Annotated in this window: 18 protein-coding genes; 12 read left to right on the top strand and 6 right to left on the bottom strand. The window is 50.1% G+C overall.

The annotated features are described in order from the left end of the window. The first annotated feature begins 15 nt into the window (after nucleotides 1-15). The 4 genes from ACR9FF_RS23125 to ACR9FF_RS23110 all read left to right on the top strand — a co-directional run bounded on the left by ACR9FF_RS23125 (nucleotide 16) and on the right by ACR9FF_RS23110 (nucleotide 3983). Nucleotides 16-1218, top strand: a complete 1203-nt coding sequence (locus ACR9FF_RS23125) for an MFS transporter (protein ID WP_244935540.1) — start codon at nucleotides 16-18, stop codon at nucleotides 1216-1218. 84 nt (nucleotides 1219-1302) lie between these two features. After that, nucleotides 1303-2010, top strand: coding sequence for an S-layer homology domain-containing protein (locus ACR9FF_RS23120; protein WP_127492995.1), 708 nt, complete (start codon nucleotides 1303-1305; stop codon nucleotides 2008-2010). A 166-nt stretch (nucleotides 2011-2176) separates the two neighbouring features. Next, nucleotides 2177-3133 (top strand): 3'-5' exoribonuclease YhaM family protein, encoded by a 957-nt coding sequence (locus tag ACR9FF_RS23115; protein ID WP_201008663.1) that lies wholly within the window; start codon nucleotides 2177-2179, stop codon nucleotides 3131-3133. A 52-nt stretch (nucleotides 3134-3185) separates the two neighbouring features. Next, on the top strand, nucleotides 3186-3983 hold the full coding sequence (locus ACR9FF_RS23110) for an HNH endonuclease (RefSeq protein WP_435172194.1): 798 nt from the start codon (nucleotides 3186-3188) through the stop codon (nucleotides 3981-3983). Between the two features lie 376 nt (nucleotides 3984-4359). Here ACR9FF_RS23110 and glsA read toward each other — a convergent pair whose 3' ends face one another. Further along, nucleotides 4360-5307 (bottom strand): glutaminase A, encoded by a 948-nt coding sequence (gene glsA / locus ACR9FF_RS23105; RefSeq protein WP_435165247.1) that lies wholly within the window; start codon nucleotides 5305-5307, stop codon nucleotides 4360-4362. 229 nt (nucleotides 5308-5536) lie between these two features. Between glsA and ACR9FF_RS23100 the strand changes: the two genes are divergently transcribed. Further along, the gene (locus ACR9FF_RS23100) at nucleotides 5537-6355 is read left to right on the top strand and encodes a MetQ/NlpA family ABC transporter substrate-binding protein (RefSeq protein WP_435172192.1); all 819 of its coding nucleotides are present in this window, start codon (nucleotides 5537-5539) and stop codon (nucleotides 6353-6355) included. A 383-nt stretch (nucleotides 6356-6738) separates the two neighbouring features. On the opposite strand, the gene ACR9FF_RS23095 is transcribed toward ACR9FF_RS23100, so the two are convergent. Next, the gene (locus ACR9FF_RS23095) at nucleotides 6739-8094 is read right to left on the bottom strand and encodes a dipeptidase (protein WP_435165244.1); all 1356 of its coding nucleotides are present in this window, start codon (nucleotides 8092-8094) and stop codon (nucleotides 6739-6741) included. A gap of 187 nt (nucleotides 8095-8281) precedes the next feature. Next, the gene (trpB, locus tag ACR9FF_RS23090) at nucleotides 8282-9445 is read right to left on the bottom strand and encodes a tryptophan synthase subunit beta (protein ID WP_435165241.1); all 1164 of its coding nucleotides are present in this window, start codon (nucleotides 9443-9445) and stop codon (nucleotides 8282-8284) included. A gap of 196 nt (nucleotides 9446-9641) precedes the next feature. Between trpB and ACR9FF_RS23085 the strand changes: the two genes are divergently transcribed. Further along, nucleotides 9642-10706 carry an ATP synthase beta subunit C-terminal domain-containing protein gene (locus ACR9FF_RS23085; protein ID WP_435165238.1) on the top strand — a complete coding sequence of 355 codons (1065 nt, stop codon included), beginning with the start codon at nucleotides 9642-9644 and terminating at the stop codon, nucleotides 10704-10706. Between the two features lie 46 nt (nucleotides 10707-10752). Here the strand turns inward: ACR9FF_RS23085 and ACR9FF_RS23080 are convergent, their stop codons facing one another. Further along, nucleotides 10753-12015, bottom strand: a complete 1263-nt coding sequence (locus ACR9FF_RS23080) for an MDR family MFS transporter (RefSeq protein ID WP_435165235.1) — start codon at nucleotides 12013-12015, stop codon at nucleotides 10753-10755. Between the two features lie 158 nt (nucleotides 12016-12173). Here ACR9FF_RS23080 and ACR9FF_RS23075 point away from each other — a divergent pair, with 158 nt between their 5' ends. Both ACR9FF_RS23075 and ACR9FF_RS23070 read left to right on the top strand, forming a co-directional pair. Then, nucleotides 12174-12770, top strand: a complete 597-nt coding sequence (locus tag ACR9FF_RS23075) for a GNAT family N-acetyltransferase (RefSeq protein ID WP_435165232.1) — start codon at nucleotides 12174-12176, stop codon at nucleotides 12768-12770. Further along, a complete protein-coding gene (locus ACR9FF_RS23070) occupies nucleotides 12754-13092 on the top strand; it encodes a hypothetical protein (protein ID WP_317980809.1) in 339 nt (112 codons plus the stop codon). Before ACR9FF_RS23075 ends, ACR9FF_RS23070 begins: the two co-directional genes overlap by 17 nt. A 67-nt stretch (nucleotides 13093-13159) precedes the next feature. Here the strand turns inward: ACR9FF_RS23070 and ACR9FF_RS23065 are convergent, their stop codons facing one another. After that, nucleotides 13160-14506 (bottom strand): FAD-binding oxidoreductase, encoded by a 1347-nt coding sequence (locus ACR9FF_RS23065; RefSeq protein ID WP_127492979.1) that lies wholly within the window; start codon nucleotides 14504-14506, stop codon nucleotides 13160-13162. A 284-nt stretch (nucleotides 14507-14790) separates the two neighbouring features. On the opposite strand from ACR9FF_RS23065, the gene ACR9FF_RS23060 reads away from it, so the two are divergent. The 4 genes from ACR9FF_RS23060 (at nucleotide 14791) to ACR9FF_RS23045 (ending at nucleotide 18043) form a co-directional block, all read left to right on the top strand. Continuing rightward, nucleotides 14791-16236, top strand: coding sequence for a glycosyltransferase family 39 protein (locus ACR9FF_RS23060; protein WP_435165228.1), 1446 nt, complete (start codon nucleotides 14791-14793; stop codon nucleotides 16234-16236). Nucleotides 16237-16420: 184 nt separating this feature from the next. Continuing rightward, nucleotides 16421-16843, top strand: a complete 423-nt coding sequence (locus ACR9FF_RS23055) for a GNAT family N-acetyltransferase (protein WP_435165225.1) — start codon at nucleotides 16421-16423, stop codon at nucleotides 16841-16843. A gap of 101 nt (nucleotides 16844-16944) precedes the next feature. Next, nucleotides 16945-17436, top strand: coding sequence for a CPCC family cysteine-rich protein (locus ACR9FF_RS23050; protein ID WP_435165222.1), 492 nt, complete (start codon nucleotides 16945-16947; stop codon nucleotides 17434-17436). 280 nt (nucleotides 17437-17716) lie between these two features. Continuing rightward, nucleotides 17717-18043, top strand: a complete 327-nt coding sequence (locus tag ACR9FF_RS23045; RefSeq protein ID WP_435165219.1) for a hypothetical protein — start codon at nucleotides 17717-17719, stop codon at nucleotides 18041-18043. Nucleotides 18044-18085: 42 nt separating this feature from the next. Here ACR9FF_RS23045 and yhbH read toward each other — a convergent pair whose 3' ends face one another. Next, a complete protein-coding gene (gene yhbH, locus ACR9FF_RS23040) occupies nucleotides 18086-19249 on the bottom strand; it encodes a sporulation protein YhbH (protein ID WP_435165216.1) in 1164 nt (387 codons plus the stop codon). Nucleotides 19250-19369: the final 120 nt, after the last annotated feature.

Genomic DNA, 19369 nt, shown 5'->3' with positions numbered 1-19369 from the left:
GCGGTGATGGACAACATGAGTGAGATAGAAGGAAAAATAGAAAGAAGAAGCTTTCACTTTATTAAGGCGTTCAATTTTTTCAGTTACGGAACGATAGCGGTCTACAGCACGTTTTTTGCCCTTTACTTGCAGTCGATCGGAATTAATCCGCTGAAGATCGGGGCTCTTATGGCAGGCGGCCCTATCGTGTCGCTCATTGCCAACCCGTTATGGGGTTATTTGAGCGACCGGACTCGCAATATCCGGCTGATCCTTATACTGATGCTGGTCGGTAATCTTGTCGCGATGCAGCTCGTTTTTTTAAGCGATTCCTACGCGTTTATATTTGGCTGCATGCTGCTCTTTTTCTTTTTCCAGATGCCGTTGTTCTCGCAGAGCAACAGCCTGATCCTGAACAGCATCGAAGGGACGCGCCACAAGTTCGGTGCGTTCCGGTTATGGGGATCGTGCGGATGGGCGATACTTGCTCTGGTTACGGGGCCGATACTCGGACAGATTGGCATCAGCCGGCTATGGCTGGTGTATACGATTATGATGCTGATCGCGATCGGATTCGCTTTTACCCTGCCAAGAGGATCCTCCCCAAAGACGGCTCAGGGCGTAAATTACCGGCAGATGCTCGGCAACAGGGTGTTTCTCGTGTTTCTCGTCATCGGGCTTCTGATCTCGATTCCGAACTCGATGAACACAACGTTTATCGGATTGTACATGACGGAGCTTGGCGGGCATACGGATCTTGTGGGCTGGTCAGCCTTTCTGTCCTCCGTCTTCGAAATTCCGGTATTCCTGCTCTTTGACCGGTACTTGTCCAAGCATGCCCGGACGATGGTCAGCTGCCTGATTCTCGTCAGCCTGCTGTATGCGCTTCGCTGGTTCCTCATGGCGGGAGCGGGCAACGCGGAGCAGATTATTTTCATCCAGGCACTGCACTGTCTGACATTTGGAGCTTTCTACTATATCGGTACGCAGCTGACGGCACTTCTTGTGCCCAGCGAGCTGCGGGCATCGGGGCAGGCGGTCTATGCGTTGACATGGGGCGGCTTGTCGGGAATCGCATCCGGATTTCTCGGCGGGTATCTGTTCCAGCAAGTCGGGCCAAAGTCAATCTATTGGACGGGAACGGGAATGGCGTTAATCGGACTGGTCGGGTTCACCTTGCTTTATTTGTATATGAGGATGACGGCCGTCAAAAAGAACAAGCGGGAAATCAGCTTTTAGCAACCTTTCGCGAGGCACCTTCGTCCATAACTTTGAACAGCTGTTCAATATCACAGCTTAGAGGATGAAGGAGGACATACGATTATGAAAAAACGCATCACTGCCGCGGCCATTTCCGCCGCTGTCTTGTTCGGAGCGTTATCCGGCCAGGCGCTTGCCGCCGATCATTCCAGCTTTACGGACATCGCCAATACTGGCAGCCGCGCGCAAATTGAAGCTCTCCAGGAGCTTGGCATTGTGAAAGGGGTATCTTCCTCGGAGTTCCATCCAGAAGAGAACCTGACGGGAGCGCAAGGGATTGAGCTGATCGTCCGCACGATGCAGTTAAGCCTGGCCGCCATTGATTTCAATCAAGCTCCTACCGCGGACGGCTTTTTCACCAATGTGAAAAATGATGCCTGGTACGCGGAGAGCTTTGTCATCGCGCACTATAACGGACTGGATCTGCCGGCTGACATCGACCCGAATAAGCCGCTCACGAGAGAGCAGTTCGCTCATTATTTGGTTCAGGCCCTTGAGAAAACCGGCCAATACCCGCTGATCAAGATGTACATCAACATTCAGGATGAGAAGGATATAACGGTAGATTATCAAGGAACGATTCAGCGCGCGCTGCTGTACAAGATCGTTGCGCTTGACGCGGACGGCAATTTCCATCCGCAGCAAGTCGTAAACCGCGCGGAAGCGGCTGCTATTCTTTTTGCGGCTCATGAATTTGTAGAGACGCATAAGGATAACGGCGAAGCCGGGGCTCCCGAAGAACCGGCGGCTTCGGCGCCGGCAACAGCGTAAGAGGAAAAAAGGCAGAGGCTGTCCATCCGACAAAATGTCGGGCGGACAGCCTCTTTCTTTTATCGCGCCGCAGCGCGTCATTTCATAGTATAATAGGAGCATCATGTGTCCCATAACGACGGCATCTTTGCGCAAGTGTTATGGGCAGCTGGAGAGAGGAACACGAATGACGCAAATTAAAGATCTTCGCAATCAGGATGATTTTACCGGCTTCTATTTGCTTAAAGAGCTGGAAGTCAAACAGACCAATGCAACAACACCAAAGGATTATTTCGATATTGTACTAGCCGATAGTACGGGGCAGCTGGGGGCTAAGTTTTGGGATGTCTCTTCGCAGGACAAAGAAACCTTTTTCACGATGGGACTCGTTAAGGTTCAGGGGATTGTCCATTTGTACCGCGAGAAGCTTCAGATCAAGATTTCGCGCATGCGTCCCGCGGTAGAGGCAGACGGCATTACGCTGACAGACTTTATCCGTTCGGCGCCGGTTGCTTCCAATGAACTTATCGATACGATTTATAAAGCGAAGGACAGTATTCAAGATACGGAGATTAAGGCGATTGTCGCTTATTGCGTGTCGAAGGTGGAGGAAAAGCTGACGCATTACCCGGCAGCCAAGACGCATCATCATGCGTATTTTGCCGGACTTGCTTACCATATGGCCAGAATGCTGGAGATCGGGGAATTTCTATGCAAGCAGCGGCCGTTCCTGAACGCGGATCTGCTTAAAGCCGGCATAATTCTTCATGATATCGCCAAGCCCGAGGAGATGATCGCGCAGCTTGGCATCGTATCCGACTACAGCCTTTCGGGTAAGCTGATGGGACATATTTCGCTGGCGTCCACTTGGATTACGGAAGCGGCCATCCGCTGCAATATTAATTTGGATTCGGAAAAAGTGCTGGGATTGCAGCATATGGTGCTGTCTCATCATAATCTGGGAGAGTGGGGGAGTCCCGTTCAGCCGCAAACGGCGGAAGCCGTGGCGCTGCATCATATCGATGCGATGGACGCCAAGCTTCAAATGGTCGAGGATGCCCTCCAGACAACTCCGGAAAGCGAGCCATGGACGCCTGTTGTCCGCGGACTGGAGAATAAACCGATCTATCGGATGAAGCTGTAATTATAAAGGGTAATGGGGTGAAAGGCGGGTGCTCGAACACCCGGCACTACCGATGACCGATAACTTGCAAACGACTCAATATAAGCAATGCGTGCATTGCCTGGAGCAAAAGCCGGTGACGGATTTTCTCCGCCGTACGGGCAGACGTTCGGGACCGGCTTCGCGGCGCGGTTCCTGCCGCAGCTGCCGGAAAACAAGAAGCCGGATTACCGCGCCGATTACGGTGTCTGCCGCTAATCAAGAGGCGGCGGTTCAGCCGGCAGCGCCATTGGCTGCGATGCCCGAGGCGGTTGCGGCTGCAGCCGTACCGGTAAGCCCAGCTGAGAATGCCGTTGGGCCGGCTGTTGCTTCAAAGCCAGCTGCGGCAGCTGCTCCTGCCGTGGCACCAAAGCGGCCTAGACCGTCCAAAGCTCAGGCGCGGACTGCCGGAGCCGGCGGGAAATACCGTCCCCGTCCGCTGCCGGCGAATTATTCGCCGACGGATGCCAGTCTGTTGCGGACGACGCGCAAAGGAACGGTCTGGATGCGCGGAAAGACCGATAAAGGACGGCGATGGCACCAGGAGATTGAACTGGAGCTTGCGGTTACGCTCGTGAAGGAGCGGGCAGCCGTTATCGTGAACCGGACCACGATCCGCCGATTGTTCAGCAACAAGGATTTCCGGAGCTATATCCTAACTAGAGACAATTACACCTGCCATTTCTGCGGGCAATACGGCGATACCATCGACCATATGCTGCCGCGCGCAAAGGGCGGCCATACCACGCCGGATAATTGCGTATGCGCCTGCAATGAGTGTAATCAGTCCAAAGCGGATAAAGATATTGACGAATTTATGCGGGAGCTTTAAGTAGGGTGGGATGCGCGTAGCCTGCCGAGTCTGGGACTCGGGGCTACGTACATCCCTTTTATTTTTCGCTTAAGGTCCTTAGGGACTTTAAGTTAAGGACACTATGTGGGTGGGGTATAGGTATAAAAAGTGTACATGCGTTGTAGCCAAAATAAGACCCTGTCAGGGTCTTATCTAATAAAAATAGGGCAGCGGCCAGCTACATAAGACCCCCGCAGGGTCTTATTCGTTTGCGAAACGCAGAATAACCGGTGAAAATACGCATTGTGGTTGAGTATAAGACCCCATCAGGGTCTTATCAATTAAAGTAACAGCCTTAAACAGCCCAATAAGACCCTCACAGGGTATTATTGGGCTCGAAACTTCTCTCATAACTTTAGAACAAACTCCAATCCAGTTCGCGCGAAAGGGTCTCAAGAAGATGGACGCCGGCGATGCTGTTACCTTTGGAGTTAAGAGCCGGACCAATTACCCCGATGCCAAGCCTTCCCGGCACCATCGTCAGGATTCCGCCGGACACGCCGCTTTTTGCGGGAAGCCCTACCTGGATGGCGAATTCGCCGGATGCGTTGTACATTCCGCAGGTAATCATAAAGGTCTTCGCGATCTGCACATACCGGCGGGGGATAAGGGAGACGCCTGTTACCGGATCGGTGCCGTTGTTTGCGAGGACCAGGGCCATTCGGGCCAAGTCGCTGCAGGTAACCTGAATCGAGCAGTGACGGAAATAGACGTCCAGCACATCCTCGACTTGTCCTTCCAGAACGCCGTTGTCCTTCAGCAGATAAGCCATTGAACGGTTCAAATTGGCGGTATCCGATTCTGATTTGTATACGTCCATGTCGTACGTTAACGTATCGTTGCTTGCAAGCGACTGGAAGAAGGAGAGAATGCGTGAGGACTTCTCAGCCGAATTCCGGCCGTGAATCAAAGAAGAAATGGCGATAGCGCCGGCGTTGATCAGTGGATTGAAAGGGATGCCGGGACGGACAAGCTCCAGCTTCAGCATGGAATTGAAGTTGTCTCCGGTCGGCTCCATGCCGACCTTTTGAAAGACGGCTTCTTCCCCGTTATCCATCAGGGCGAGAATAAGCGTAAACACCTTAGAGATGCTTTGCATCGTAAAAGCCAGGCCGCAATCGCCGGCCGAAACAGCTTGCCCGCTTGTATCGATCATATGGATGCCAAGCGCATGCTGCGGAGCTTTGGCCAGCTCCGGAATATAGGAGGCTGTCTTGCCATAGGCGGAACGGACTTTACTCGCCTCTACCCAAACAGGGAGCTGGCGATTTATTAATTCGAGTTCTTGTGCAGTAAATGACATAGTAGGTTCCTCCATTCCAAGCCGTTCGTATCTCTATTTTCTATATTATATTTCATATTCCGAATTGCGAACAGTGCGAGCGAATCTCTAGATTGATTTATGAATAGGACTCGCTTAGACTTGGGTCTTACAGGCGGCTGACTGCCAAATAGGGCAGAGAGAGATAATAAAGCCAGCCGGATATAAACGGGAGGAATGGAAAGTGAGAAGTAAATTAATCGGGCTCGTCATGCTCGCACTCCTTGTGGCGATTGTCGCGGGATGCGGTCAAAATAATAAGCCAGACAAGCAAGACAATCAGGCAACAAACGAAGGAAAAGCCGGACAGGAAGTGAACCTGAAGGTAGCGGTTCTCATCCCGCCGATGAGCGAGATTCTGGAGCTGGTGAAGCCGCTCTTGAAGCAGGACGGCATTAATCTGGAGATTGTAACGCTGTCGGATAACGTGCAGCCGAACACGGCTCTTCAGCATAAAGAGGTTGACGCGAACTTCTTCCAGCACGTTCCGTACATGAACGACTTCAACGCAACCAACAAGGCTAACCTGGTACCGGTTAAAGCGATCTACAATGCGGTATACGGCGGCTACTCGAAAAAGTATAAAAAAATCGAGGATCTGCCGGATGGCGCAACCATCGCGATTGCCAACGATCCGTCCAATATCGGACGCTCGCTTGTCATGATGGAGAACAACGGCCTGCTTAAGCTGAAAGAAGGAGTTGGGATTAAAGCCACGCAGGCGGATATTGTAGACAATCCGCATAAGTATAAATTCAAAGAAGTGGATCTGCTTATGCTGGCCCGCGTCATCGATGACGTAGACATGGTGCTCATGACGCCGGCTTACGCGAAGCCGCTTGGTCTGACGCCTAAGAAGGACGCTTTGATCAAAGAAGGCAGCGAATCAGACTTCGTGATTACTTTGGTCGCACGCGAGGACAACGTAAACTCCCCGGCGATTCAAAAGCTGGCAGAGCGGATGACCGGCCCGGAGGTAAAGAAATTCCTCGAAGAAAATTACAGCGATATCGCGCTTCCGGCGTTTTAATAGATACAAAAAGCAGCCCATGCGGGCTGCTTTTTTGTATATTGCTAATTACATTGCACTATTTACAGCATAAAAATGCTATTTAGCTTAATAGCCAACCTTATCCTGCACATTATGCAGGATAAGGAGGCAAAACGATCTATGAAAGCTCAATTTAGCGAAAAATCCTGCACTTCGTGCAACATAGAGTTTCGTAATTGCTCATTTGCGCGGAATATGCTGCACTTCGTGCAAGGTAGCAATTAGTCTTCCCGTTATGCCGATGCCGGAAGGGGCATATACCCACCCGGCTTTTTTACGACTTCTTTCGGCCTGACCTCAAACGGCTTGAGACTCAACAGAATTGCGGGGATGGTAAGCTGGAGCTTTCCCCCTATGTCTAGTTATACTCTTTTCAAAAACTCCACGATGGTCAGCAAGCCTTTGTCGAAGTTCTCGAGATTGAAGTGCTCGTTAGGAGCATGGAGATTCTCGTCCGGCAGGCCAAAGCCCATCATGATAACGGGCGCCGACAGCTGGCGGGAGAAGGTCTCGACGATTGGGATCGAACCGCCGTCCTTGGTGAACAACGCGCGTGTGCCGTATACGGCTTCGTATGCGTCCGCAGCCGTTTGCAGAAGCGGGATCGACGGATCCATATCGAAGGCGCGCGCTTTTTCGCCTGGCTTCACGGTTAACTTCACGCCTTGCTGCACGTTCGCATGAAGATGCGCGATGATCGCATCCAGAATGCGCTGCGGGTCCTGCTGGCCAACCAGGCGGCAGGTGATTTTCGCATGCGCCTCCTTCGGAATAACGGTCTTGGTGCCTTCGCCTTGGAAGCCGCCCCATACGCCGTTCAGTTCGAGCGTTGGACGGGCGCCGGTGCGCTCGACAAACGTATAGCCTTCTTCTCCGTACAAGCTGCCGAGTCCAAGCGTTTTCTTCAGCTGCTCTTCGTTGAATTTCTGTTTCTCGAACTCTTCGTGCATGGCTGCCGTCAGCTCGGGAACGCCTTCGTAGAAGCCTTCCACCGTAATGCGGCCTTGCTTGTCATGCAGAGATGCCAGCAATTCAACCATCGCATGGAGCGCATTCGGAACGCCGCCGCCGTATGTACCCGAGTGCAGGTCCGTGTTCGACGCGTTAATGGTCAGCTCGAGCGAGCAAAGTCCGCGCAGACCCGTCGAGATGGCAGGTTTGCCTTTTTCAATAAGGGAAGTATCCGAGATCAGCACGGCATCGGTTGCGAGCAGCTCTTGCTTCTCGTTCAAGAAAGTCAGCAGGCTAGGGCTTGAAATCTCTTCTTCGCCTTCGATGCAGAACTTCACGTTAACCGGGAGCTGCTGCTCTTGTTTCAGCAAGGCCTCAACAGCTTTGATATGCAAGAATACCTGCCCTTTATCGTCCGTTGCCCCGCGCGCATACAGCTTGCCGTCACGTTCGGTTGGTTCAAACGGAGGCGTCTCCCACAAATGAAGCGGATCAACCGGCTGCACGTCATAATGGCCGTAGACAAGGACCGTTGGTTTGCCCGGCGCATGAAGATGATCGGCATATACGATCGGATGTCCGGCCGTCTGATGAATCTTTACGTTCTCAAGGCCAGCTGCCTCAAGCTTGCCTGCCACCCATTCGGCCGCTTTAACCATGTCCTGCTTATGCTCAGACAGCGCCGAAATGCTTGGAATTCTCAAAAACTCTTTAAGCTCCTCCAGCTGCTGCTCTCTACGTTCCGAAAAATACGATTCATAACTCATTGTTTATGTACCTCCCAAAAAGAATTGTCACACGAACAACCAGGATTAGACTGCTCGTGATGATTCTTACTCCGTAAGCTTATGCTCCATAACCGCTTCAGGCTATAAAAGCCTAATCCAAGTATACGCTTCCGGGCAGTCAAAAAAAAGGCAGCCCCGCCCAAGGGGCAGAAGCTGCAGTCAAACGTTATTTATGAAGCATGTGGAAGACTTGCTCCACGTCTTTATCGCCACGGCCGGACAGATTGATAATGATGATTTCGTCCTTGCTCATCGTTGGAGCGAGCTTTTTCGCGTGGGCAACCGCATGCGCGCTTTCAAGCGCAGGGATAATGCCCTCCGTACGAGACAGCTCCTGGAACGCTGCCAGAACTTCTTCGTTGCTTACCGTAACGTATTCCGCTCGGCCGCTGACTTTCAGATGGCTGTGCTCCGGTCCGATACCCGGATAATCGAGACCTGCGGCGATGGAGTACGTTTTTCTAGGATTGCCTTCCTCATCGAGCAGCACGAGGCATTTGAAGCCATGGATGATGCTAGGCACGCCTTCGGTCAAGGTTGGCGCTTGATCCGGTTCAACGCCGATTAGGCGTACGGATGGCTCGTCAATGTAGTGGGCGAAGGCGCCAATCGCATTGCTGCCACCGCCAGCGCAGGCGATAACGGCATCCGGAAGACGGCCTTCCTTGGCCAGAATCTGACGCTTCGATTCTTCGCTGATGATCGATTGGAAGTGCTTGACCATCGTTGGGAACGGATGCGGGCCTACGGCCGAACCCAGGAGGTAGAACGTGTTTTTATAGTTGGCAACCAGATCGTTCTGCGCTTCGTCAACAGCATCCTTCAGGCGGCCTTGACCTTTGTCTACCGGCACAACGGTAGCGCCAAGCAGCTCCATCCGGAATACGTTCAGCGCCTGACGGCGCGTATCCTCTGCGCCCATATAGATGACGCAGTCCATATTAAACATCGCGCAGGCGGTTGCCGTTGCAACGCCGTGCTGGCCGGCGCCGGTCTCGGCTATGACGCGTTTGGCGCCCATCCGTTTGGCGAGCAGAATCTGGCCAACCACGTTATTGATTTTGTGAGCGCCGGTATGGTTCAAGTCCTCGCGCTTCAGATAGATTTTCGCGCCGCCCCAGGCGTTCGTCAGCTGCTCGGCGTAAGTCAGCGGATTTTCGCGGCCGACGTATTCCTTCAGATAATAATCCAATTCTTCCTTAAATTCCGGATCATCCTTGAACTTGTTGAATTGCGCGCTTAAGTAGTCCAATACTTCCTTCAGCTCAGGCGGGACAAAGCTGCCGCCAAATTCTCCAAAATATCCTTCAGCTACTTGTTTTTGACTCATCTTCTGAAAGCGCCTCCAATACTAGAGTTAATCTACTTATTCAAACCTTATCGTAGCATATAATAGGTCAAATTTCTTGTTAAAAATAGGAAGCCGACAGATTGGGATATTCCATTTTCGTTCACATTTATTTACAATTAGTCGTTGCGCTTTAGAGTAATTATTATTACTATATAAAGTAAGGAGGTGCTAAAAAATGGAGGAAGAGCTACAGCTTAACGTTCCGCTATTGCGCCGTCGCGTACCCAATCTTACCTCCGCGGCACGGACAGCCGGTCTTCGGGCAGCAACCGTCTCCAATCTCTGTACGGGGAAAATACCCGTCGGCCGCGCGGAGGTCCGCACTTTGGTTGCTTTAGCCGCATTGGCAGGTTGCAGTCTTGATGAACTCATTATTCGAGGGAGCGGGATGAGGATGATCGAAACCGGAATTAAAGCGCTGGATTTGCTCGCACCGGTCGTGCGGGGCGGAACGGTTGGTTTTGTGGCCAGACCCAATATGGGGCAGCTTGTGTTGTTGGCCGAATTTATGCACCGGATGAACAAACGGGGTTATACGACGATTTTTTGGGATCCGGGTACCGATGCTCCGGGCATTAGCCATGTCAAAGATCAATCCGAATATGTACTTGCAACAAGGGATGACTTATACAAACAGATCGTTAAGCTTCGCGAAGAGAAGGATATTTTGCTGGGCGTTGACCGCAGCACCGTATTAAGCGGAGAGCTTTTCTCGCTCAAGGAAAGCTTGAAGGAAGCGGGTGCCAGACCAATCACGGTCGCGTTGGTCGATATGGCTTACGCGGTTGCGGACGATTCGGCTGCCGAAGCTTACGGGCCGCTCGATACGTTATGGCGATTCGATTCGGATTTGATCAGCCGCGGCATTTATCCGGCTATCGATCCTATTACTTCCACCTCGACGATCTCGGAAGGCAATTACTTGGATGCGGCGCATCTTGCGCTGCAGCAACGCGCCCGCAAGCTGCTTCGCCGTTATAGAGAGCTGCGATTGATTGTCACCACGCACGGGCTTGATAAAATAACGGATTCCGATTCGCAGCTGTATAGACGGGGAGAGAGATTGGAGTCTTATCTGGCTCAGCCGTTTTACGTCTCGGAGGCTTATACGAATAAGGCCGGCGAATGGCTGTCCCTGTACGAAACGTTGGAGGACGTGAAGCGGATCCTGGACGGCGAGCTGGATGAGACTGAAGTCTCCGAGCTGTTTTTCAAAGGGAAGCTTGTGGTTAGAACCTAGCATGTTAAAAAGGCTGAACCCTAGGGTTCAGCCTTTCGCCTTGTAATTATGCCGTTTGTTTATCGAACTGGTTAAACATCCTGTAATAGATTACCGCGGACAGCACGGCAAGCAAGGTCAGAAGGGCAAACGTTCCGTCATAACCAATCCATTCGCTCAGCGGAATGGAGATCGGAGCCAGCGTTCGCCCAATCGTAAACCGCAGGCTGGAAGCCGCGAAATATTGCCCGCGCATATGCTCCGGCGCCAGCCGGGATACAAACGTCTGGTGCGGTCCGGCCGTCATCAGCTCCGCAAGCGTAAATACAACAATTGCCGCGGTCAAGCCCCAGAACGTGGACATTTGACCAAACATCGCAATTCCGGCCGCGTACAGCAGCGCGCTTCCGATGAATACAAAGCGGTCGCGAAATTGCAGCATCCATTTGGTTACGGCAACCGTAAACAAGGCGACAAACAATCCGTTCTCCGATACGATGAGTCCAAAAAGCTTCTCGCCGGACAATTGGAAGCTCCAATTCCCGTAAGTGAGTATCGTAGTCGAGTCAATCGTCTCTTTCAGAAAGACGGGGAAGAGCAAATCCAGCTGCATAAAGGTCTGGGCTAACAGAACACCGGCTATGATGAACAGCAGGAATACGCGGTCCGAGGCAATAACCTTATAATCCCGAAGTTGTGCCGCGACAGCTTTGTGCCACGGCTCGCTGCCGCTGCGCTTCTCTTTGAGCATGTCCGCCGAAAGCGTCTCTCTTGTAAAAGAGGCAAGCAATACGGCAACAAGCAGACAGACTGCACACGCTGCAAACAGGATGATGGAAGGCGAATCCAGAAAGAAGGTTGCGCCGATCAACGGGCCGATGACAACAGCCATATTAACCGCCGTGTAAAAGACGGCGAAGACACCGGAACGGTGCTCCTCCGGTACAACATCCGCTACCATGGCCTGGCTGGCAGGCCAATACAAGGTGCCGCATAAGCTGGCGAGACCGAAGCCGATAAACCCGATAGCAGGGGCATCCAGCCAAGGAGTTGCGCTAAAGGCGAATATGCCGTAACCAACGGCTTGTCCGCTGGCTGCGAACACCATAACCTTTTTCCGCCCAAGCCGGTCCGCGAAATAACCTCCGAATAAGTTAACGAGTACGGATAAAGCCTGCGACAGGATGAGCAGGATACCGGTCCAGCTTTTGCCGAAGGATTGCGCGAAATAGATCGACAAATACGGGTAGAACACCCAAAAGATAACGTTAAAGCAGGTTTCTCCTAATAGCCGGATTTTTAAATTCCGGTCCCAATCTCTAATTCTCATGTTGTCCTGATCCTTCTAGTTGTGATAGTCAATCCTCCCATCATACTGTTCCTCTTAAGCCGGAGCAAGTGGTGCAAAAAGGAATCGTTGCGGGCCCATACAACAGGCGACTATAATTGTATGAAAATAACATTATGAAATAGGGGAGAGATGAGCCGATGAGTCAATCCGGTATAAATCCAATCCTGCTGACAATACCCGAAAGCTTTGAGAGCGCTCGGCTCCTTATTCGTGCTCCTTTATTTGGAGACGGTGCGGCCGTTAACGAGGCAGTAGTGGAAAGCATCGAGGAGCTGCGCCCATGGATGCCTTGGGCGAACCAAATTCCTACGATAGAAGAGTCTGAGATTGGGATCAGAAAGTCCCGGCTCGAATTTCTGGAACGGACGGATTTGCGGCTGCTTCTCATTCATAAAGAGACTGGTCAATTAGTTGGCAGCAGCGGGCTTCACCGGATGGATTGGCAGGCACGGAATTTTGAGACCGGCTACTGGGTGAGGACATCTTGCGCTGGGCAGGGTTACATATCGGAAGCGGTAGAGGCGATTACGGAGTTCGCTATCCATCAATTAGAGGCTAACCGGATCGAGATCCGCTGTGATTCGCGCAACGCGAAGAGTGCTAGAGTAGCCGAGCGGTCCGGGTTTACGCTTGAAGGGATTTTGCGCAACGAAAAACGCGCCAACGACGGTTCGCTGCGGGATACGATGGTTTTCTCTAAGGTTCGGGGCGTGGAATATGGAGTACGAACATAGAGGGATGAAGATAACAGACAATCATAATAAGATTATCTATTTGTTAGAGGAGCTACGGGCACGAGTTGAGTCTCCTTTAACAGATTTATTTTGGAGCTCTTACCATTCTGTTTCAGAAATCTTAGAAGAAATAGATAGTTATGTTATTCGATTATCAGCTATGGATATTGATGTAATGAAAGACATACAATTTTTTATCGCTCCAACAGGCTCCATGCAAGAGATCTCAATAAGTAATGGTTGGTCGGATGAGTTTATTGTGATAACCGAAAAATTGGATCAATTAATTCAGTTTAACAATCAGGGTGAAACAGATACATAAAAGAGCAAGAAGGCAGCGGCCCCAGACTTGTAATTCAAGTCCGGGATCCGCTGCCTCTTTCGTTTTGTCATTTTGCCGGAGGAATGCTTTGAGGGTTGTTAAACACGTTTTGCGGGTCGTATTTGGCTTTTACTCTGCGCAGTCTCGCGAAGTTCTTGCCGTAATAGACGGGACCGGAGCATTTAATGCCTTGGTCCGGCACGTTGATATAGGACCCTACGATAAACGGCTGCAGCTTCTTCCTGGTGTTGCGAGCTAGGGCAATATTTTTAGCCGCATGCGACGGTTTCACCCATGAGCTGTTCCATTCCACGTAATATTGCGGATCGCGCCAATAGAAGGCGGTAGCCCTAGGCGCAATTTTTCTTATGGCTCCTCCCCAGTTGAGGAAATAGAAGCCGGCCGGAGTTCCGCCTTCGGCCTTTTCCAGGAACTCGCGCATATATTTAAACGCCTTATCCGGGAATGGACGTCTGCCGAAACCGCTGGAGAACTGGTTGCTGAACTTCTGTGGAAGGATAGGATCCGGAGCGAGCAGGAACTTGGTTGCTTGCAGCCAAGGAAGAGACTGGATGTCCCTCTTGGTCGTTGTTCCGACGCTTAAGATAGGCTGCAGGAATTTAAGGGCTTTCTTTTTGCAGCCCAGGTAGACACCCAGCATACTGACATTTCCGCCTTTTTTCGGACCGATGGATAATTCGCTGCCCAGCTTGGTGCTGGTGAAAGGCGCCCATCGCTGCCAAGCTTTGACGACTTCCTCGAACTGCTCCCACGGCCAAGTGATACTGAATACGGTCGCCCGAACCGGAGCGCGTCTCACTTTAAATTTGTATTTCGTATATACGCCAAAGTTACCGCCGCCGCCGCCCCGTGAAGCCCAGAGCAGATCGGAGTTGCGTTTCTTGCTTGCGCGAATGATTCTGCCTTTGGCATCAACCATTTCCAGAGCTAGCAGATTGTCGCTGATAAGCCCGGTCGTCCGTTGCAGCGGACCAATTCCTCCTCCGGGGGTGATGCCTCCGATGCCGACGGAAGGGCTGTCGCCAAATGGCGCCATGTAACCCTGCCGCGCAAGCGTATCTACGATTCTTCCTACGCGGTTACCGGTCTCGACAACGGCGGTATTGCTTTTTTTATTCAACGTAATCTTCTTCAGTTCGCTTGTATCGATGACAAGTCCGCCGTTAACCTGAGACAGGTTAGTTTCCAGCGCATGCCTGCCGCTTCTCGGGCGGATCGGCACCTTATGCTCCCGTGCCCATTTGATGGCGTTTGCTACATCACGCGTTTTTTTCGCAAAAACAAATACTTTCGGAAACCGGTCCGTATGAGGATCCCAGTTCTTTCGAGCAGTCTCGTAACCGGGATCACCTTTGAAAATAACTCGCCCCGTAAGCTGTGTCTTGGCTTTCACGTATCCATCTCCCTATGAATGAATGGCTATACTTCGCTTCTTAGTCATTTTTTTAGGCAGGTACGCTATAGCGTATGAGGACGGATTACAGCGGGTATAGGCTAACGTATATAGTAGAAGATTAAAAATTGTTTATTCGATAAATTACCCGGGAAATTGACACGGCTGTCCTTAGGGATGGCTATTTTTGTTGAAGCGTCAGGAAATTAGTTCCATGCAATCATGCCTTTTCAAAGAAAAATATGGTAACATATTTGGATAAACTTTGAAAGGATAGGAGTAGTATGACTTTTCGCACACGTATTCTCTCTGCAGCAGGCGGACTGTTTTTTGCGACGGTTTTGGCAGCTTCCTTTGCAAATGCATGGAGCTTCTATGATTCGGCATTTAAAATGATCGCTGCATTTATTGCGGCGGCAGTATTAACCCTGCTTGTTATTCATTGGGCAATTACCGCTCTTAGCCGGAAAGCTTTCCTGATGGTGTTTCTCTTCCTTGGCTTGGTTTGCCGAGTGATATGGGTCCTGTGGAATCCGGCGCTGCCGGAATCGGATTTTCTATTTATGTATAATGCGGCACAAGCGGCGGCTTCGGGGGACTTTGCTTTTAGTGATTCAGCTTACTATATCAGCTTTCCTTATCAGCTTGGGTTTACGATGTATGAGGCCGGAGTCATTAAGCTTTTTGGCGATCACTTCATTATTTTTAAGCTCTTGAATGTCCTGTTTAGCATAGGAACCGCTATTGTCCTTTATCTTTCCGCTTCGAAAGTATTTCATGAAAGCTGCGGAAGAATCGCGGCTTTGGTGTACCTCTTTTATATTCCGAATATCCTGATGTGTTCGGTGCTGACGAACCAGCATATATCGGTGTTTTTATTTATAGGGGGATGCTTTCTGCTTCTTAAAGGCAGGGAACGGGTTATCTATTGGGTGCTTGCCGGATTAGCGATTGGCTTAGGGCATCTCATGCGTCCCATTGGAAGCGTCTATTTGGCTGGTGTTGTATTATTTGTTCTTCTAATCTTATGGCAGCAATGGCGCGGCCCTATCAAAAGACAAGCGGTGAGTACGGCAGGCAAGCTTGGAGCCTTGATAGCCGTGTATTATTTGGTGCAGCTACTAGCCAGCATTTCGCTGACTTCCTCTGGTGTTACCGAGCATTCGTTATTTGGCGGAGAAAAATATTGGAAGTTTATGGTGGGGCTTAACGCGCAGACAAACGGAAGCTGGAATAAGGAGGATGCTGACTATACGAACCAGTATTCTTTTGGCGAGGAGCGTCACCAGGCGGAGCTTGTAATCATAAAAGAACGCCTCCAAAATAAAAGCGAGCTTATCGCCTTATTTGGAAGAAAGCTTGTTTATATGTGGGGTTCGTCGGATTCTTCGCCTTATTGGAGCCTGCGGGGATTAGACAAATGGGAACTGGAGACCAGCCTTCACCAGTGGGAGAGGCCATTGTATGTGCTCATGAGCGCATTTGGCTTTGTAAGTATGGTTGCTTTATGGCGAACGGATAAAGGGCATGACGCATTCTTCTATTTAATTCTTTTGCTGCTATATATCGGAGCGCATTTGCTGATAGAAATTCAATCCAGGTATCGGCTCGACTTTATCCCTATACTGATTCTTTTGCAGAGCCATGGAGCCTATCAGGTGTATAAATGGGTTCAAGGAAAACAATCAGCGACGATGGACAAGCGTTGGGAGAGAGAACTTGGAGCTTAAAAGTCATCTTAGTTCCGTTGTTTTTGCGAATATAGATTCCCTTCTACCTGAATTTACGGTAAAGTGTCAGTTAGAATCATGCAGGGGGATGAATAATATGGAGTATAACCGCGGGATCCAACCATAAATCAGGTGGTTGTACGTGGCAGCCACCAATTGATGAGATAAAGGTGGTCATTTATTTATGGCAAATAAACAATACGAAATCATTAAGCGTCTTCCCACGGTGCAGGAACATAAAGCTTTATGGGAAGCTGTAGGTTGGGGGAGCATTCATATAGAAATGTCCGGGCAATCGATTGCTGGCTCGCTGTATGGCGTGGTAGTCGAGCATGAAGGCGAGGTTGTCGGCATGGGACGGATCGTTGGCGATGGGGCTATGTACTTTTACATCCAGGACGTAGCGATCGCGCCGGAGCACCAGAAAAATGGCCTAGGAAAGCTTATTGTAAAACAGCTGCTGGACTATATCAAAGAACGCCGCCATGAGAACGGGCTGGCTTTTGTCGGTCTGTTTGCCTCTCATGGCAATGATGCATTTTACGAGCAGTTTGGGTTCAAGGATCATTCCCCGGGGATGACGGGGATGTTTACAGTGTTTGAATAGATAGTAGCGGGAAAAAGATGACTCTTTGTGAGTCATCTTTCTGTATAATATACCCATATAGGATGTCCTTCATTTGATAGCTCCTGGAGGGAAGCGGTCTGTTGAATACTAAAGCGATGAAGCGAATAAAGTACAAGTTTCTTTTCAGAAGAGCAGTAGAAGGGGAGCTCTTTTATCTAGTCTTTATGTTAGCTGCCTATTTGTTGTTTCATAGAGAGTTCGACTACTACGACTGTTTAGCAGGAGCGGTAATGGGGATCATTTTTGGACAGATGAATTGGAAGGATAAACAGGAACGGGTTCATGCCGAGGTTGTCAGGTCAAACTTAGGAAATGTTCAATGCCCTTGCTGCGGTTACTTTACGATCTGCAGGGATGATGAAGTTTTAGCAGATATTTGTGAAGTTTGTTATTGGCAATATGATCTTATAGCGCACGAAAAGCCTCATATAAGCATTGGGGCAAACAAGCTGTCACTAAATGAAGCTATTAAAAATTATAAAAAGCATGGCGTTTGCAAAGTAATATTTAAGCACTTAGTTAGAGAGCCGATCGCAGAAGAATTGCCCGAGAATAATGTGGTGAGTGAATGAACGACGAGTATTATTGTAAGTTATTAGATCAGACTGTTGAATTAGGGGTATGCATGGACATTAATTTTGAGAGAGAAAGATTGTTCATGGCGGATACTCTAATCAAATTAAACATTCAGAGGGATAAGGCAAATGCGGTATGTCCAACTTGTTCCTATTGTCCAATTGGGGAAGCTTTTACAAGGCCAAGGAAGGATTAAGAGATGGCATACAGCAATTGTTTTCGCTTTTGTGCAAGATCGGCATAATTTAAGTGTATATACGAAGGAGTCCTTGGACAATGTTTGAGGTTGGGGTTTTGAGAGAGTGGATGCTTACAAATGATGTCGAATCGAAATTGTATTCAGCATTTTGGAGAAGCTTTGAACACTACAAAGTAGAGGAATCAGCTGAGTTTGGTGAAGTTTTTCCTAATTATGACTCAACTTGTCTTGAGCTTAAGATTGATTCAGTATCAATAAAGTTTAGTAACAACTATCCTGATTTTGATTACAATCATATCGTTGCAGCCCTTAATATGGAGTACTCTGATAAGGTTGTCGGGTATTATAAACTCTTCTTTAACTTTGATGGCACAGTGGATGATGATATGTTTGTTATTTATTGATGGATTGAAAAACCGGCCGTCCCCAGGACGACCGGTTTCCTTTTACCCTACAACGCCTTCCCGCTTGCGGAAGAAGGACTTCAGGGCGTTATACACTTCGCCTTTCTCGCGAATGACGTAGTACATGAAATGCTGCATATTAATATGCTTATACGCGGACATTAGCGTACTCGAACGGTTGTACTGGTTCACTTCGCCGTAGCCGAACAGGTTGGAGCGCTTGAGCAGCTCGCCGATCAGCTTGACGCAGCGCTCGTTGTCGCTGGTCAGGTTGTCGCCGTCGGAGAAGTGGAACGGATAAATGTTGTACATGTTTGGCGAGAACCGGCTGTCGATAATCTCGAGCGCCTTGATATAGGCTGACGAGCAGATCGTACCGCCGCTTTCGCCGCGGGTGAAGAACTCTTCTTCGGTCACTTCCTTCGCTTCGGTGTGATGGGCTATGAATACGATTTCGACTTTCTCGTATTGATGCCGCAGGAAGCGGGTCATCCAGAAGAAGAACGAACGGGCTACGTATTTCTCGAAGGAGCCCATGGAGCCCGATGTATCCATCATGGCTAGGATAACCGCATTGGATTGCGGACGCACAATCTCTTCCCAGGTCTTGTAGCGAAGATCATCCGGCGAGATGCCGTGAATGCCCGGCGTGCCGGAGGTAGCGTTGCGCCGCAGGTTTTCCATAATCGTCCGCTTCTTGTCGATGTTCGACATGATGCCTTTTTTCCGGATATCGTTGAACCGGATTTCCTTCGTCTCGAGCTGATCCTTATCCTTCTGGCGAAGGAATGGCAGCTCTAATTCCTCGAACAGCATGCTCTCCAGCTCAGCCAAGCTGATCTCCGCTTCGATAACATCCTCGCCGGGCTGATCGCCAGCGCCTTCGCCCTTGCCGGGACCTTTGGCCGCTTGCGGATCGACGCCTAACACGTCGCCGACCTGGCTGTCGCCGTCTCCTTGACCTACATGTTTATTTTTATTGTAGTTATACACAAATCGGAATTCGTCAAGGCTCCGAATCGGCACTTTGATTACTTGCTTGCCGTCAGACATGACAATGCTTTCTTCAGACACGAGGTCGGGCAAATTTTGCTTAATGGCATCCCGGACCTTCTGCTGGTGCCTGGCTTGATCCTGGTAGCCTTTACGATGCAGCGACCAATCCTCCTGAGATACAACAAACAGTCTATCTTCTGCTGAACCCATTTCGGAGCACCTCCTTGCACAGTTTTTTTGGGTTTGTTATTCAATATATTCAAGTCCTCCCCGGATATGTGAAGCAAAAGTTGCCCGATTCTAGCAAACTTCCAAATAATCCGCCAAAAT

This window comes from Paenibacillus glycanilyticus (assembly GCF_051200795.1).
Lineage (GTDB): Bacteria > Bacillota > Bacilli > Paenibacillales > Paenibacillaceae > Pristimantibacillus > Pristimantibacillus glycanilyticus.
The sequence above is the reverse complement of the archived record's forward strand: the minus strand, read 5'-3'. Positions and strand labels throughout refer to the sequence as shown.